Origin of the sequence: Nitrincola salilacus (assembly GCF_046271865.1) — a bacterium.
Classification (GTDB): domain Bacteria; phylum Pseudomonadota; class Gammaproteobacteria; order Pseudomonadales; family Balneatricaceae; genus Nitrincola; species Nitrincola salilacus.
Map to the genome: position 1 here is coordinate 1,104,022 of NZ_CP176580.1, position 16,426 is coordinate 1,120,447.

Below are 16,426 nucleotides of genomic sequence, written 5' to 3' on the forward strand. Positions count from 1 at the left end.
CGCTACCGCCCGGAGGTTACATGATGACAATCCTCAACGCCGGCGGAGCTCAGTTGTATTTAAGTATAAATCGCTTTAAGCATAAGTCAGTTGCACAGACTTTTAAACTACCATGCTGGCGGTGTAGAGTGTAGCGCTTCTCTGTTCTCCAACGATCAGATCTATTTTGACTACACATTTGACTACACTCGCTTGAATACTCACGAATCTTCTCGGCCCGAATCGGCCTGGCGTCGTCCTTTTCTGTTGCTTGGTCGCTGGCCTGTCTGGTCGGGTCGGCTTTTGATGGCGGTTGTGATTCTGGCACTGCTGTCCAGCCTTGGACTGTCTTTTCTGGCACCGCTGGCTGGGGTGCTGGCGTGGGTTGCTGCGCTGATGTTGTTTCATCGGTTGTCGGGCATTCAGGCGCTGCAGGTGGCTGTGCTGCTCGGCGTGGGTGGGGCGGGTCTGATTTGGGGCGCGCTCGCGGGCGGTGACTGGCAGTGGTGGGTGAGGGCGCTGGAGGCTAATCAGGCGTTGCTGGCTCTGTTGTTGGCGGTGAGTTTTTTGCGCTTGGTGGCTTCGGCTGATCTGGTGGTGGATGAGAAGCTGCCGAAAGGGCGCAAAGCGCTCTGGCGCACGCTGTTGGGGGTGCATCTGTTCGGTGCGGTGATCAATTTTTCGTCACTGGTGATCATGGCCGACAGAATGGCGCGCAATAAGCCATTGCAACCACTGCAAGCGCTGGTGCTGACGCGTGGATTCATGCTGGCTGCGCACTGGTCACCCTTTTTTGCAGCGATGGGGGTGGCGCTGATCAATGCGCCCGGGGCGAGCCTTTGGGTGTTGATTCTGGTGGGGCTGCCGGTTGCGCTGATAGCGCTGTTCATCGCGGGTGTTCGTTTGTTGTCTCAGCCGGAGGCAAAGGAGCTGGAAGGTTATCCGATGCACCTGGATGCGTTGTTGCTGCCGGTGTTGCTTGCAGTGTCGGTGATGGTGTTGCATTTTATCTGGGAGGATCTGCCGGTACTGACGCTGGTGTCGGGGCTGTCGCTGATTTTTTCATTGGTGCTCTTGCGGAAACGACACGGCAAGGCTGCCAGAAAGCGGCTGAAACAGCATATCGAGCATACGCTGCCAACCATGTCGGGCGAAACGCTGCTGTTTCTGTCGGCCGGGGTGTTGGCAGCAGGGCTGGGGGCAATGGTGCAGGCGGCGGAGTTTCAGTTATCGTTGAATGGGTTCGGGCCTTGGCACGCCTGGGGGTTGCTGGTGGTGATGGTGTTTGTGTCTGCCATCGGGGTGCATCCGGTGATCAGTATCGCCACGGCAGGTGGGCTGGTGGCACCCTGGGTGAGTGATCCGAATATGCTGGCGATGGTGTTTTTGATGGGCTGGGCATTGGGTGTAGGGGTGTCGCCGCTCTCTGGCACCCATCTGACGATGCAGGGCCGATACGGTATCAGTGCTTTTAAGTTTCCGCGCTGGAATCTGGGGTTCGTGCTGGTGATGTTACTGGTGGATCTGCTGGTGTTGCAGTTGTATGGCTTTGTTGCTTGATCGTTTTGATCGGCTTCACGGTAAAGCGGGACCGAACCAGTTGTTCAGGCAGGTCCCGTAATGACTCCTGCTAATTGATACGGAGAGCCTGTACTTCTTCTATAGTCAGCTCAGCAACAGCAGCGATGCTGGCGTCATCCATTGATGTCTGGTGAATCAGGTTCAAGGCGACTTTTTTTCGTCCTTCTTGAAGTCCTTCCTGACGCCCTTCCTGACGCCCTTCCTGGCGCCCTTCCTGGCGCCCTTCCTGAAGCCCTTTCTCACGTCCCTCCTGACGTCCTTCGGCTAATCCCTGTTCTTTCCACTCTTGTGTCCAGTTTTTCACACGTTCAGCCAACATGCTTTGTACCTCATGTAAATCATTGATCTCATCCAACTCTACGCCGGGAAACTTGTTGGGTAATAGCACCCGCTTGAGCCATATTAAAAATACGCGCTTAAGTTTTGGTTCCTGCTCCAGCCACTCGGTAGCATGTTTCAGTGAGTCGGCCAGAGTTCTTGGGCTGGTGCTGAACTCCATCTGAAACAGGGCATTCACCAGGTTCTTAAAGGCTGGAGGGTGATGCTGTTCTGCAATCAGTTTACCCTCGTCCAGCACAGTATAGTACATGCTGGGGCAGTATCTGCTCAGCCCTCCACGCAGGTCATATACCAGCTCTTTCAAATCCTGGGCGGCGCTCCAGCGGGCTTCGCCATTATACAATACGACTGGAAAGACCGGCGGAAGTTTCTGGTCTGGTGCCAGCTGCTTTTGTTTGATCAGGTCCTGATACAGCAGCGAGACATAGTTCATGATACGCACCGCCATGAACTTATCAACGCTGCTCTGGAATTCAATCAGCAGGTAGATATAGACCCATTTTTCGCTCCAGCGCACGCGCCAGATGATATCATCTTCCCGCTTACGCAGATCGTCGGTGATGAATGAGCTTTTAATGGTTTCGAGAGTGGATAGATCCAGTTCAGCGACCCAATCTTCATGGATGAAGCCAGTCAGGAGGTCTCTGATCATTGCGGGATCGGAGAAGAAGCTTTTGTAGCTTTGGTCATGTTCAGCCATATTGCATCCTTGCAGAGTATGGGGTGAGTAGACAGAATATCAGTTTGTGTACTTTATTGGGCTTGCATGGGGGATAGTTGAGGAAATGCAGGAACATAAAATAAAAAAAAGGGGCCCTTATGCATCCGTGCTTAATGGGCCCCGTCATCGACCTCCTGTCGACCGCCATCCCATCCCTGGGTGGACTTTTGAGGTGCTGTACTCCAACAGACTTATCGGCGTCCTTGCCAACCTCTGACGCTATTTTGGTTGTTGCGAGTGAGAATGAATATAGGACTTTTTCCTAAATTCAAAGAATAATCACTCGAATGGTTGAGTCAGCACGAAGAGAATGGTCCTCCTCAATCGATAGCTCTTCAGTCTTCGTGGACGAAGCCGGTCAGCCAGCGCTTACTGGTTGTGTTCCAGAGCAGAGCTCTTGCCGTTGATGGCAATACGGCGCGGTTTCATCGCCTCAGGGATCTCGCGCAGCAGGCTGATGGTCAGCAGGCCGTTTTTCAGCTCGGCACCTGAGACTTCAACATGGTCGGCCAGGTTGAATTTGCGCTCGAAGGTGCGTGTCGCGATGCCCTGATGCAGGAAACGGCGCTCTTCCTGGCTTTCAGCCTTGCGACCGCGCACGGTCAGCACGCCTTTTTCGACATTCAGCTCCAGCTCAGACTCTTCGAATCCGGCCACGGCAAGGGTGATCTCGTAGCGGTTTTCGCCAGTGATCTCAATATTGTATGGGGGATAGCCACCAGACGCCTGTTCGGAGCGCAGGGCGGTATCCAACAGGCTGGCCAGACGGTCAAAGCCAACGCTGCTACGGTAAAGGGGGGTAAGATCGATATTCATGGTTATATTCTCCAAAGAAGCAATATTAGTTGTGAGCTGCAGCTTTGAGTCGCTCTCTCAGAGACCCGACTGAGCTTGCTGCTCACTGCATATATAGGGTTGGCTTAATGGTTTTCAAGAGGGGGTTGCATTAGAATCATGTCATCAAACTTTGCCCTCCTTTGGCTTATATAAGGATCCAGGATGCTCTCTAAATGGATGCGTAAATAATCTTCGGATGACTCAGACAAGAAGTCAGTAAAGCCCTTAGTAAAGCCCTTAGTTAAGACCTCAGTAAAGACCTCAGTTAAGCCCCCAGGTGATGCAGCGAGTCTTGCGGCATTGTTTCCGGGAATGGCACAGGTTGATCTCTCGACACTCTTCACCATCAGCGAACAGCGGCCGCTTCCGGTAGGCGCCGAGTTGTTTGCTGCCGGTTCGCAGCAGACCCATTTTTATCGTGTGCTGCAGGGCAGTGTCGAGCTGAAGTTACCTCAGGATATCGGGCGCTTCAGTGAGTCGTTTCAGTTATCTTTAAGGCAACAGTTTGAAGCCTCGCAACAGGCGTTGTTGGAGTGGATGGCAAGCCAGCAATCTGGTTTACGGCTGCAGAATCAGGGGTTGGCTGATCTGCTGTATGCAGCACGCACTCGACAGGATGAAGATCTGAGCCGATCAGAGCTGGTGCAGAAGGTGATAGGGAAGGTGCCGCGCTTGCCGGTCTCTACGCTTGAGTTGCTGAACAAGGTGCTGGATGAAAAGACCACCCGGCCCGAGATTGTCGAGCTGGTGCGTCATGACCCTGCCTTGACCAGTATGCTGCTCAAGGCGATCAACTCTCCAGCCTATAACTTCCATCAGAAGGTATCGGATCTTAATCATGCGATCGGTTTGCTGGGTTTCGACAGTGTTTATCAGATTGTGATGCTTGAGAGCATGAGTAAAAGTATGCCGGAGTCACCGCTGTTTCAGGCGATCTATCAGCGGAGTCTGGAGGTGTCTTATATCGCCTTTACGCTGGCGCAGTTGTGCGCTGTCGGAAAGCCTGCAGAAGCCTCTGCGCTGGGGCTGCTGCATGATCTGGGCAGTATCGTGCGTGAGCTGATGCGTGAACAGAATCCGAAACTGGCAGCTCTCCTGTCGTTGCTGGAGCCTGCAATGCTGGGCGCGGAGCTGCTCAAAAGCTGGCATCTGCCTGAGCATGTCTGCAGCAGTATCCAGTATCAGGATCATCCTGAGTTTGCGCGCCCGGATCAGGTCCCACAGATCATGATACCCTATCTGAGCGATTACCTGACGGTACTCGGGCAGTCTGATCTGAGCCTCGAGCAGGTGATGGAAGATAAACTGCTGCCAGCCCTGCGCAAACGCAAAGCGGTTCTGCCAGCTACTTTGATTGAGGTGTTGGGGTAATTGGTCGTCTAGATTCCATTCATGAGTCCGCGATGATTTGAAATTAGTTGTGTCCATAAAGGGTATTAGAGGATTGTAATTTTAGTTATCTTCTATCATACTTTGTGTGATGTTTTGGTCGGCTTAAGGATGGGGCGATTAAGTGAAGGTTTTCAAAAATGCATGGTTTGAGCGCTTCTCACGAAAGCATAGAATCACTGACCAAGCCCTACTTGAAGCTGTTCAGCGTGCCGAGAACGGGCAAATCGACGCTAATCTTGGTGGTGGCGTGCTCAAGCAACGTGTATCGCGACAAGGGCAAGGAAAGTCAGGTGGCTTTCGTACTATCATCTTTTATCGCACAGCTGAGCGGGCTTTCTTTGTTTATGGATTCGCCAAAAATGACCGCTGCAACATTAATAGCGATGAAGAGCTTCAGTTTAAAAAAGCAGCAACTCATGTGCTTGGTCTGACAGATGCGCAGCTAAGTGAGTTGATTATGATCGGTCAACTGTCTGAGGTAACTGAGGATGGTTAAAAAATATCGGAGCGATGTTCTTGCGTCCATTCATGAGACGATGGAAGCTCTGCATGATATCGGGGTGGTCGATAAACAGACCATGCGTGAATTTGATGGCGCATGTCTGTCACCTGTTGAAACACTGACGCCGGAAGATATTCGGGCTCTGCGAGAGCGGGAACATCTTTCTCAACCGGTTTTTGCTCGATACCTTAATGTCAGCAGAAATCTTATTTCGGATTGGGAGAGAGGCATCCGAAGACCGGGCGGTCCAGCACTGCGGTTGCTGACTATTGTCAAAAAGAGCGGTATTCAGGCTATAGCGTGATAAACCTGAGCCGCCTATTTGGTGCGGTTCAACCTCTGATATCTGCAACTGAGGTTCAGGAGATAACAATTATCACAGATCTCAATTCTGGCAAGATCATCAACTGCAACCCCGAACACCACCTTGATGCAGTCTGCCGTATTTTCAATCACGCCATCGAACACACTACGGCACTCTATGAGTATGACACTCGCTCGATTGATCAGGTGGCGCAGTGGTTTGAAGCGAAAGCCTCAGCAGGATTGCCGGTGATCGGTATTGAGTCCGAGGCCGGTGAGCTGATGGGGTTTGGCAGTTATGGGAGTTTTCGCCCTCAGGCGGCGTTTCGCAGTACGGTTGAGCACTCCGTTTATATCGATCCGCGTTTTCAGGGAAAGGGCTTGGGTCGGCGTTTGTTGATGGAGTTGATCGACCGGGCTCGCTCTCAGGGCTATCACTTGATGGTGGCGGCGATTGATCATGAGAATCATGCCAGCATCGCACTGCATCGCTCACTGGGTTTTACTCATGCTGGCACGATTGAGCAGGCCGCGTACAAGTTTGAGCGCTGGCTGGATCTGGATTTTTATCGTCTGCCTTTAAGGTTATGATCGATAAACCCTATGGATAATATGTTAAGCCCATTGGTCGGTGCTTTCTTCAGGCTGTAACAATTCCTTTATAAGCTGCCGCCACTGAAATCCTTTCTCATCGGTGGTGGCCTTATCATGAAAATATCCACGCGTATCATGCTGGGCGCAACAGTGCTCACCGGGCTGGCGGTTCTTGTGTCTTCGGGTGCTACTGGTTGGTTTGCTGTCCGTGACAGCTCATCAGCGGTGGAAACATCGATAGAGCAGCAGTTCCAGGCGGTTGCGACTGGGCTGAGTAACAGTGTCGAGTATCAGTTTGCTGGCTATCGCGATCTGCTGCAGTCGCTGGCCAACGGGCGCATGACCCAGGAGGCGGTGTATGGGTTTGTCCGGCCTTTCGTCTCATATCGTTATGAAGTGACTTCGCCTGATCTGCAGACGCTGCGCAGTACGATGCTGCAGTGGTATCAGAAAGTCTATCAGCCTCTGTATACCCGTCGCAGTCATGGCTTGCAGGCACCGGTGAATGAGTGGGTTGAGCAGATGTCACTGGAAGGGCTGTTGATTCAGCAGTTCTATATGCACGACAACCCCTTTGAGCCTGAACAGATGGCACTGATGGATGATCGCAGCGATGCTACGATCTATGGTCAGCAGCACCGGCGTTATCAGGCCAGCTATCGCGATCTGGTGGAGCGCTTTGGCTTTAATGATCTGATGCTGGTGGATGCTGCCAGCCATGACGTGATCTATTCCGTGTCCAAGTCACCTGTGTTGGGCACCTCGCTCAAGCAGGGGCCCTTTGCTGATTCTGCATTGGCCCGGTTGGTCGAAGAGCTTGAAGGGCAGAGTCAGGAAGGGAGCGCGCTGAGTGGGTTTGCTGTGTCTGATTTTGCACATACGGCATTTAGTTTCAACCAGTTAGTGGCTTATGTCGGCGTGCCAGTGACGCATCATGCACACAGCCCCGAGAAGGTGGTGGGTTATCTGATCATAGAGTTGCCGGCAGAGCATCTGACTCGGATCATGACGGCAGATAAACAATGGCAGAGCATGGGGTTGGGTGAAACGGGGGAGGCATTTCTGGTGGATCAGCAGGGGGTATTGATCACAGCCTTGCGCCCGATGTTGTCCTCGCCGAGCACAACCCTGGATCAGATAGAAGCCACTTATGGTCATAGTGCGCCCGAGTATGTGGCGAACAGCCGTTCATTGACGGGGTGGCTTAAAATCAATACAGCGCCCGTTCAGGCGGCACTGGCTGGTGAGAGAGGAGTCGGGATTGAGCAGGATTATCTGCAACGCCCGATGCTGACCAATTGGTTGCCACTGAGTATTGGAGAAAAACCGTATGCGATGATCACGCAGCAGTCACCGGATGAGGCCTATGGTGCATTGACCAGTTTGCAGCGCAATATCTGGATGAGTGTGGCGGTAGCAGCGATTCTGCTGACTCTGGCAGCGGCGCTGGGCTCATGGTTGTTTGCCCGTGTTCTTGGCCTTCCGCTGGAGCGTCTGGCGGCGCAGATCATGCGGGCAGGGCAGGACCAGGATCTGACACTGAGTTTTGATGAGTCCCGCAGGGATGAAATGGGGGCGATTGCGCGCGCACTGAACCAGCTGTTTGCGGTGTTGCGCGACCTGCTGCAGCAGGTCGGCGAGGCGACGGCTCAGACAACCCGTGCAGCGAGTGATAATGTGCGCACCAGTGAGGACTGTCGGGTGGCGGTTAATCAGCAGCGTCAGGAGCTCAGTGCGGTGGATGCCTCAACCGAGCAGGTGGTGAGTTCGCTGACTGATATGGCACAGACCCTGACCGAGGCTGCGCAGATGGTAGCCATGGCCGATACGAATGCGAGCGCTGGTCAACAGCGAGTGACTCATGTGGCAGGTCTGATGCAGGGGTTGTCGGCGTTGGTGGCTTCTTCGGGTGAAAGCATGGATGAGTTGCGTGGCGCGGCTGGCAACATCGGCAAGGTGCTGGATACCATCAAAAGCATTGCAGAGCAGACCAACCTGCTGGCGCTGAATGCCGCAATTGAGGCGGCCAGAGCCGGTCAGCATGGGCGGGGCTTTGCCGTGGTGGCTGATCAGGTAAGGGTTCTGGCGGCGAATACCCAGACCGCAACAGATGAGATTCAGGGGTTGATCAGCTCTCTGCGCCAAACGGTGGACAAGGTTGAAAAGGGGCTGGATGAGGAGAGCCGGTCGGTGCTGACCTGTGTTGAGGAGTCAGCGCAGGCAGAGCAGTCTCTGCAGGCGATACGTGATTCGGTGGCTGCAATACGCGAGCTGACCGAGGCCGTTGCCGCCCGCTCCAGAGGCGAGAGTGATCGAGCACTTGAGGCGCGCACCCGGCTCAGTGAAGTGGTGATGGGGGCGAATATGGCGGATCAGGCGATGGAGCAGCTCTTCATGACCGCCAACCAGCAGGAGCAGTTGGCCAGAGAGCTGGAGCAGGCGGCGATGCGTTTACGCGTGGCCTGAACAGAGGTGTCCCGCACAGTATTCATGCATGGCCTCTGGCGCGCAAAGGGATGAATCTCTGCTAGGCTTAATTCATGCAGATCCTTGCAGAGAATAGCCAATAATGGCAGGTGAGACGTGTCGCAGGCTTGGTCATGAAACACTGGATACTGATCTTCACAGCTTTGCTGCTCGGGTGGTTGGGGGCGGTAGGTCAGATGTCAGCCGACACTGCCCCCAATCTTACTGATCCCAACCTTAGCGTCAATCACGAGTCGGGACAGCCGCATGTTGCGCGCTTGATCGTGCAGGGAGCGATCGGGCCTGCCGTTACGGATTATCTGCTGCGGGCGATGCAGGAAGCCGAGGAGCAGGGGGCCAGGGCGGTGGTGATTCAGATGGATACCCCGGGCGGGCTGGATGCTGCCACGCGCGATATCATCAAGGCTATTCTGGCCTCTCCCCTGCCTGTCATCACTTATGTTTATCCTTCGGGTGGGCGTGCAGCCAGTGCCGGTACCTATATTCTCTATGCCAGCCATATAGCCGCGATGGCACCTGCGACCACGCTGGGCGCGGCAACACCGATTCAGATGGGCGGTGGTCAGGCTCCTGGACAGCCGCCCGGGCAGACACCTCCTGGCGCACCATCAGACCCTGACACTTCGGGTGATCGTGAGGATCGCTCCACAACACAGCAGCCTGCTACCGCCATGGAGCGCAAGATCATTAATGATGCTGTTGCCTTTATTCGTGGTCTGGCGGATCGTCATGATCGCAATGCCGATTGGGCCGAGGCGGCTGTTCGGGAGGCGGTGAGTCTGACCGCGTCCGAGGCGCTGGAACAGCGGGTGGTGGATCTGGTGGCGATTGATCTGGCCGATCTGCTGCAGCAGGCGGATGGACGCGAGGTGCAGATGGAGAGAGGTCGGCTGGTTCTGGCGCTGAGTGATCTGCCGGTGGTGGCCTATGATCCTGACTGGCGCAACGAGATTCTGGCCTTTATCACCAACCCCCAGTTCGCCTATATTCTGCTCTTGATGGGGATCTATGGTCTGATTCTGGAGGGCTATAATCCAGGGGCGATGCTGCCGGGGGTGGTCGGTGTGATCAGTCTGCTGTTGGCGCTCTATGCCTTGCAACTGCTACCGGTGAATTATGCCGGGCTGGCGTTGATTGTGGTGGGGTCGCTGCTCATTGTGGCTGAAGCGATGGTGCCGAGCTTCGGTATTCTCGGGATCGGTGGGGTCGTGGCGCTGGTGTTCGGATCGGTGATGCTGTTCGATACGGATGTACCGGGTCTGACGGTGCCGATTGAGTTGATTGCCACGATTGGTGCCGTCAGCGCTTTGCTGATGCTGGCGGTGGTGCTGGCGATCACCAAGAGTCTGCGTATCGCCAAAGTGGCTATCGAGCAGGCGATGGTTGGGCGGGTAGCGCGCGTGACCGATATCAGTGATGAGAAAATTGAAGTGAAAGTGGGTGGCGAGCTCTGGGCGGCAACATCGGATGAACCGTTGCAGCCGGGCCAGTGGGTGCAGATTGTTGCTCAGGAGGGGTTGCGTCTTAAGGTGAAGTTGACGGCTGCTCCTGAAAATACAGAGGAGGGTAGATAATGATCACTTACACGATTGTTACGGTTCTGGTTCTGCTGTTGTTGATGCTGATCATCTATGCGATCAGAATCCTGAGAGAGTACGAACGAGCGGTGGTATTTATTCTGGGACGGTTTCAATCCGTCAAGGGGCCGGGTCTGATCTTCATTATCCCCTTCATTCAGACCATGGAGCGGGTGGATCTGCGTACCGTCGTCATGGATGTGCCGACACAGGATGTGATCAGCCGCGATAATGTCTCCGTCAAGGTGAATGCGGTGGTCTATTTCCGGGTGATGGATCCGCAGCGTGCCATCATCAATGTTGAACACTATTTTGATGCCGTCAGCCAGTTGGCACAGACCACGCTGCGCTCAGTGTTGGGTAAGCATGAGCTGGATGAGATGCTGTCGGAGCGGGATAAGCTGAATCTGGATATTCAGAAGATTCTGGATGAGCAGAGTGATGCCTGGGGGGTGAAGGTGTCTACTGTCGAGATCAAGCATATCGATCTGGATGAGAGCATGATCCGGGCTATCGCGCGCCAGGCTGAAGCCGAACGTCAGCGTCGTGCCAAGGTGATTCATGCCGAGGGTGAGTATCAGGCATCTCAGCGCCTGACTGATGCGGCTACGGTCCTGTCGCAGAACAGCAATGCTATGACGCTGCGCTATCTGCAAACGCTGATCGATATTGCCGGTGAGAAGAATTCAACCATCGTCTTTCCTCTCCCGGTGGAACTGATCGGCTCTTTGATAAAGCAGATAAATGAAACGGGCAACAAGGCGTAGTCGTTTACCTTTCGTATCCGGTCCGCTTTAGCGATAATAGGGCGCATCTTTTATGCATCGTAGTTTTTGTACCCTGTTGTCGCTGTTCAGGCGATAGTTAATTTCCGGAGTTCTGGGTTAAATGAGAGTTCACTGGCACCGTCTGCGCGATCGGCTGGAGCAGCTGCGCGCCAACAAGCTGTTCGAAACCTTTATTATTTTCGTCATCATCTTCTCAGCACTGCTGGTCGGTGCCAAAACCTATGAAGAGAGCAGTCGCTTTGATCAGGTGATGGGCTGGTTGGATATTTCCGTTACGCTTTTCTTCCTGTTCGAACTATTGGTGAGAATGGCCGCGGAAAAACGCTTCCGTGACTTTTTCCGGAATGGCTGGAATCTGTTTGATACCCTGATCGTGGCCGCGAGTCTGATGCCGGTGGATGATTCGGAGATGGTGCTGATTGCACGATTGCTTCGGGTGTTCCGCGTGTTGCGTCTGGTATCGATGATACCGGAGCTTCGCATGTTGCTGACTGCGCTGGTCAAGTCGATCCCGCGCATGGGGTATGTCGCGTTGCTGATGTTTATCATCTTCTATATCTATGCAGCGGTCGGCAGTTTTCTGTTCCATGATGTGGACGAAAAACTCTGGGGTAATATTGCGTTGGCGATGCTGACGCTGTTTCAGGTGGCCACCTTCGAGAGCTGGGCGACTGCCGTGCTCTATCCCACCATGGAGCACTACCCATACAGCTGGATCTTCTTCCTGACGTTTATCTTCCTGAACGCCTTTATCTTCCTTAATATGATGATTGGTATTGTACTGGATGTGATGCAGAAGGAGAGCGCTCAAATGCAGCTCGACAGTGGCGAGGGTGAAGCTGCCGAGATCCACTGGATGCGTGAGCATATGCAGATGATGAGTGATCAGCTTCAGCGCATTGAACAGCAGCTTGCCGACAGTAACAGGGAGCAGGTTCCTCAGGTGCAGCCGTCTGGTGAGGAGCGACAAAAGTCGTAGTTCGGTTATAACAATATGCAGATTGTTGATTAAACGATCATAATGGGCGACACTCAGCCCTTAATTTTTTGATGAGAAGCAGTCTTACCAGTGTCTGAACCATTTCCTGAACAATCGACCGGTCGTGTTGCCGAGCCCTTCCTTGCAGGGCAGTCATGAACAGTCTGACCCACCCTCTGCTGGCTGTCGCTGTCACCCTGTTGGTGATACTGATCCTGCTGAGGGTGCGAGTGACCCGGCCTCTGCGTCGGTTGGCAACGGAGGCGCAGGATATGCTCTCGACGGAGGTGCGGGAGCTGTCGGTCGGCAGTCATCATCGAGCCAGCGAGATTGGCAGTCTGGTGTACTCTTTCAATGCACTGGTCAAGCGGCTGATGTCCAATGAAGCCCGCTATCGTGAAATCCTTGAGAATGTCAGTGTGGTCGCCTGGGAAGCTGATCCCGAGCTGAACTTCACCTATGTCTCGTCTCATGCCGAACGCCTGCTGGGCTATCCGGTAGAAAAATGGTACGACAAACATTTCTGGGAATCCCAGGTCCATCCAGAGGATGTTGACCGCGCCGTGCGCCACTGCCTCACCGCTACTGCACAGGGGCTGGATCATGAGTTCGAGTACCGCATGCTCACTCGGGATGGTCGTATTGTCTGGGTTCGGGATATCGTCAATCTGGTGTATCAGGGCGATGAGATGGTCGGGCTGCGTGGCATTCTTGTGGATATCACCGAGCGCAAGGAGGCCGAGCTACAGTTACAGAATCAGCTCAATTTTGAGGAGATGCTGGCGGACATCTCCCGCGAATTTGTGATCGGTCAGCCGGGTGACCTGGATAGAACAATTCACAACATGCTCAGGCAATCCGGTGAGTTCTTTAAGGTGGATCGGGCCTATCTCTTTCAGCTTACGCCTGATGAAGCCTATGCTTCCAATACGCATGAATGGTGCTCATCAGATATTCAGCCCCAGATCGATCAGTTGCAGAAGTTGTCCACTGCAACGATGCCTTGGTGGCTCAACAAAATAAAAAGTGGCGAGTGCCTGTTCATAGCCGACGTAGAGGAGATGCCGGCAGAGGCAAGGGTCGAACAGTTGTTGCTGCGCAGTCAGGGGGTCAAAAGTCTGTTGGCTGTTCCGGTTTTGTCGGGAGACAAGGTGACTGGTTTTTTCGGGTTTGATTCGGTGTGCGGATTTCGACACTGGACAGATAAGGAGATCAGCCTGATGTATGTAATGGGAAGTACGCTCTCAGCGGCACTGGCCCAGCATCAGGTTCAGGCGAGTCTGCGGCATGAAGCCGCGATCTTGAACAGTCTACTCAATTCGATTCCCGACATGGTCTCCTTCAAGAGTGTAGAGGGCGAGTATCTGGGGTGTAATTCGGAGTTTGCTCGCTTTGTAGGGCGCTCAAAGGAGGAGGTGGTTGGCAAGAGGGCTGAGGCGCTGTTTGATTCTGATACGGCTGATCTTTTCAGCAGCCATGACAAACTGGTGTTGGAGCACTCGGAACCACAACGTAATGAGCACTGGATGACCTACCCGAATGGCGAGCGGGTATTGTTCGATACACTGAAGGCTCCGATGAGGGGAGGGGGTGGTGAGATCATCGGCCTGCTGGGGGTCAGCCGTAATATCACCGAGCGGCGCGAGTCCGAAGAGCAGATTCGCAATCTGGCATTCTTCGATACCCTGACTCATCTGCCTAATAGACGATTGCTGCTTGATCGCTTGCAGCATGCGATGCATAACAGCGCCCGCCAGGGGCAGCATGGATGTCTGCTGTTTATCGATCTGGATAATTTCAAGACTCTGAATGATACGCAAGGTCATGATGTTGGGGATCGGTTGCTGGTGTCGGTGGCTCAGCGGCTGAACCTGACTATCCGCGATATTGATACGGTGGCGCGCCTGGGTGGCGATGAGTTCATTATACTGCTCGAGGGGCTGAGCAGGGATGAGGCGCGTGCTGTAGCAGAGGCAGAGCATGTTGCCGAAAAGGTGCTGACCGTCCTTAATGAGCCTTATCTGCTGGGGCAGCAGATGTTTCACAGTACGCCGAGTCTGGGCGTGACGCTGTTCCGCGGGACTGGAGTAGGCATGGAGGAGCTGCTCAAGCGTGCTGATATGGCGATGTATCGTGCGAAGGCCAGTGGTCGTAACATGATCCGTTTCTTCGACCCATCCATGCAGGCAGTAGTGGAAGAGCGTGCCGCGCTTGAAACCGATCTGCGCTTCGCTCTGGAGCACCAGCAGTTTGAGCTGCATTTCCAGCCGCAGGTCAATCAACTGGGGCAGGTGATCGGTGCAGAGGCGTTGTTACGCTGGTGCCATCATGACAGAGGAATGGTATCGCCGGCTCAGTTTATTCCGCTGGCGGAAGATACCGGGCTGATACTGCCGATCGGTCATTGGGTGCTGAAAAGTGCGTGCGAGCGACTCAAAAACTGGGAGCAGCAGAAGGGGATGTCTGAGATCACCCTGGCCGTGAATATCAGTGCCCGCCAGTTCCGCCACGTCGGCTTTGTGGATGAGATCTCACAGGTTCTGCATGCCAGCGGTGCGGATCCGACACGGCTCAAGCTGGAAATCACCGAGAGCATGATGCTGGATGATATCGAGGGTACAATTGAGCGTCTGTCACGACTTAAAGCGCTTGGGGTGTCGCTCTCGATTGATGATTTTGGTACCGGTTACTCCTCGCTGTCTTATCTCAAACGGCTGCCACTGGATCAGCTCAAAATCGATCAATCATTTGTTCGCGACCTGACCGATGACCATAACGATGCGGTGATTGTTCAGGCAATCATTGCCATGGCGCAACGACTTGGGTTAGAAATTATCGCCGAGGGGGTCGAAACTGAGCCTCAGTATCAGTTCCTTCTGGAACATGGGTGCAGTCACTTCCAGGGTTATCTTTTCAGTCGCCCCCTGCCTTTATCAGATTTCGAACACTTTATTCTTATAAATCAGAGATCTGCCTGATACCGGCTACCCTTCGTTTTGTCTTTATGTGCATGTGCATAAAAAATTAAGTGTGATTTAAGAAGGTTGACGCCTTGCTCATGTAGTATTCAATTAAATATTATTAAATTTACAGCATTAATGAAGATATATTAGGCTGTACGCAGATAATTTAAGTAAATCCACATATAAATACAACAATGGTGGCACAACCTATGAACCGTAAACCTTTTGCAAAGCACCGCCTCTCCGGGCAGATAGGACTGGTGGTTTTGAGCGCGGTACTGGCAGCGCCTGTACTGGCTGACTCTTCGTTTGGTATCGATGCCAACATCGAGTTGGATACCGATGCCGTAAAGACCTCTTCCAGCAGCACTCAATATAACCAGGGTGGTCGAGTGGAAGTGAATGTTCATGGCGAACATCGCATGGGTGATCATTTCGTCAAGGCCAAAGGGACAGGTCTGCTGAAAAAAGGCGGCGATACCGGCACGGATGATATGTGGATCATGTTTGGCAGCAATGCCTGGGATCTGCAGGCGGGTCGTTTCGAGGCTCTGAACCTTTTCCCGCTGGGTAAAGATACCCTGATTGCCCATGCTGGCGGCGGTCAGGCGTCTGTCTATGAAGCCAACCTGGTGCGTGGACGTGTCAGTGATGGTGGTCAGTTTGCGTTCCATCTCAATGCATCAGACAACCTGAGCTTCGAGTTGGCATCGGCCTATGGACAGGGTGATAAAACACGTGCCTTTAGCGGTATTCGTCCTTCTGTGACATTCCGTGCTGATGCGTTCAGTCTGAGCGCTGGCTATGAGCATCAGAGATTTGATGAGTCGGGTGGTGCCACCGTTGATAAGGATGGCGTAGGTGTTACAGCAGGTTTCAATGCCGGTGATGCAGTGATCAACCTGAGTGTTTCGCATCTGCGTGACAGCAGCGCATCTGATGAGGTCAAGGTTAACAGCTATGGCGCGAACGTGACTTACGGTCCTTTTGGTGCAGGCTTGATCCATTCCAAGACCAGCCTCTCTGGCGCGTCAGATCCTGATGTAACGACTGCATATGCCGCTTACACGGTCCCTCTGTTCGATATTGATCGTGCCAGTGTCACCTTTGCGGGTTCGACCTCACGTGCGAGCAATGTGGCGACAGACAAAACTGTCAACGCACTTCGCATGCGCTTCAACTACGCGTTCTGATAAGGTCCCCCTTCAACCCTATCAGAACGGAACGGGAGGGTGTTATACCCTCCTTTTTCTGCACCGCACAAATAATTAAGTTTTAATTAAGATATTATGAACATTGAACTGGGTGCTGGCTCTGATAGCATTCACTTAACAACTTAAACGATTAAGCTGCTATCCTGAATCAGTACAAGCCATAAAAAAAA

At 53.5% G+C, this 16,426-nt stretch carries 13 protein-coding genes; 11 read left to right on the forward strand and 2 right to left on the reverse strand.

Features of this window, described 5'->3' with window-relative positions; translation table 11 throughout:
* Positions 1 to 90 precede the first annotated feature (90 nt).
* Positions 91 to 1,539, forward strand: a complete 1,449-nt coding sequence (locus ACK3CJ_RS05160) for a hypothetical protein (protein ID WP_409525361.1) — start codon at positions 91 to 93, stop codon at positions 1,537 to 1,539.
* A 70-nt stretch (positions 1,540 to 1,609) separates the two neighbouring features.
* Here ACK3CJ_RS05160 and ACK3CJ_RS05165 read toward each other — a convergent pair whose 3' ends face one another.
* Positions 1,610 to 2,599, reverse strand: a complete 990-nt coding sequence (locus ACK3CJ_RS05165) for an Rpn family recombination-promoting nuclease/putative transposase (RefSeq protein WP_409525362.1) — start codon at positions 2,597 to 2,599, stop codon at positions 1,610 to 1,612.
* Positions 2,600 to 2,989: 390 nt separating this feature from the next.
* Positions 2,990 to 3,442: an Hsp20 family protein gene (locus ACK3CJ_RS05170; RefSeq protein WP_409526549.1), complete on the reverse strand. Its 453-nt coding sequence runs from the start codon at positions 3,440 to 3,442 to the stop codon at positions 2,990 to 2,992.
* Positions 3,443 to 3,769: 327 nt separating this feature from the next.
* Here ACK3CJ_RS05170 and ACK3CJ_RS05175 point away from each other — a divergent pair, with 327 nt between their 5' ends.
* The 10 genes from ACK3CJ_RS05175 to ACK3CJ_RS05220 all read left to right on the forward strand — a co-directional run bounded on the left by ACK3CJ_RS05175 (position 3,770) and on the right by ACK3CJ_RS05220 (position 16,235).
* A complete protein-coding gene (locus tag ACK3CJ_RS05175) occupies positions 3,770 to 4,828 on the forward strand; it encodes an HDOD domain-containing protein (protein WP_409525363.1) in 1,059 nt (352 codons plus the stop codon).
* 142 nt (positions 4,829 to 4,970) lie between these two features.
* Entirely contained in the window at positions 4,971 to 5,345 is a 375-nt protein-coding gene (locus ACK3CJ_RS05180; protein ID WP_409525364.1) for a type II toxin-antitoxin system RelE/ParE family toxin, read from the forward strand.
* On the forward strand, positions 5,338 to 5,655 hold the full coding sequence (locus ACK3CJ_RS05185) for a helix-turn-helix domain-containing protein (protein ID WP_409525366.1): 318 nt from the start codon (positions 5,338 to 5,340) through the stop codon (positions 5,653 to 5,655). The genes ACK3CJ_RS05180 and ACK3CJ_RS05185 overlap by 8 nt, the downstream gene beginning before the upstream one ends.
* On the forward strand, positions 5,652 to 6,245 hold the full coding sequence (locus tag ACK3CJ_RS05190) for a GNAT family N-acetyltransferase (RefSeq protein ID WP_409525367.1): 594 nt from the start codon (positions 5,652 to 5,654) through the stop codon (positions 6,243 to 6,245). Before ACK3CJ_RS05185 ends, ACK3CJ_RS05190 begins: the two co-directional genes overlap by 4 nt.
* Before the next feature lie 117 nt (positions 6,246 to 6,362).
* Positions 6,363 to 8,714 (forward strand): methyl-accepting chemotaxis protein, encoded by a 2,352-nt coding sequence (locus tag ACK3CJ_RS05195; RefSeq protein ID WP_409525368.1) that lies wholly within the window; start codon positions 6,363 to 6,365, stop codon positions 8,712 to 8,714.
* A gap of 134 nt (positions 8,715 to 8,848) precedes the next feature.
* Entirely contained in the window at positions 8,849 to 10,309 is a 1,461-nt protein-coding gene (locus tag ACK3CJ_RS05200; RefSeq protein ID WP_409525369.1) for an NfeD family protein, read from the forward strand.
* The gene (locus ACK3CJ_RS05205) at positions 10,309 to 11,079 is read left to right on the forward strand and encodes a slipin family protein (RefSeq protein ID WP_409525370.1); all 771 of its coding nucleotides are present in this window, start codon (positions 10,309 to 10,311) and stop codon (positions 11,077 to 11,079) included. The genes ACK3CJ_RS05200 and ACK3CJ_RS05205 overlap by 1 nt, the downstream gene beginning before the upstream one ends.
* Before the next feature lie 121 nt (positions 11,080 to 11,200).
* Positions 11,201 to 12,079: an ion transporter gene (locus ACK3CJ_RS05210; protein WP_409525371.1), complete on the forward strand. Its 879-nt coding sequence runs from the start codon at positions 11,201 to 11,203 to the stop codon at positions 12,077 to 12,079.
* Between the two features lie 155 nt (positions 12,080 to 12,234).
* A complete protein-coding gene (locus ACK3CJ_RS05215) occupies positions 12,235 to 15,057 on the forward strand; it encodes an EAL domain-containing protein (protein WP_409525372.1) in 2,823 nt (940 codons plus the stop codon).
* Positions 15,058 to 15,251: 194 nt separating this feature from the next.
* Positions 15,252 to 16,235 (forward strand): carbohydrate porin, encoded by a 984-nt coding sequence (locus tag ACK3CJ_RS05220; RefSeq protein ID WP_409525373.1) that lies wholly within the window; start codon positions 15,252 to 15,254, stop codon positions 16,233 to 16,235.
* Positions 16,236 to 16,426 lie beyond the last annotated feature (191 nt).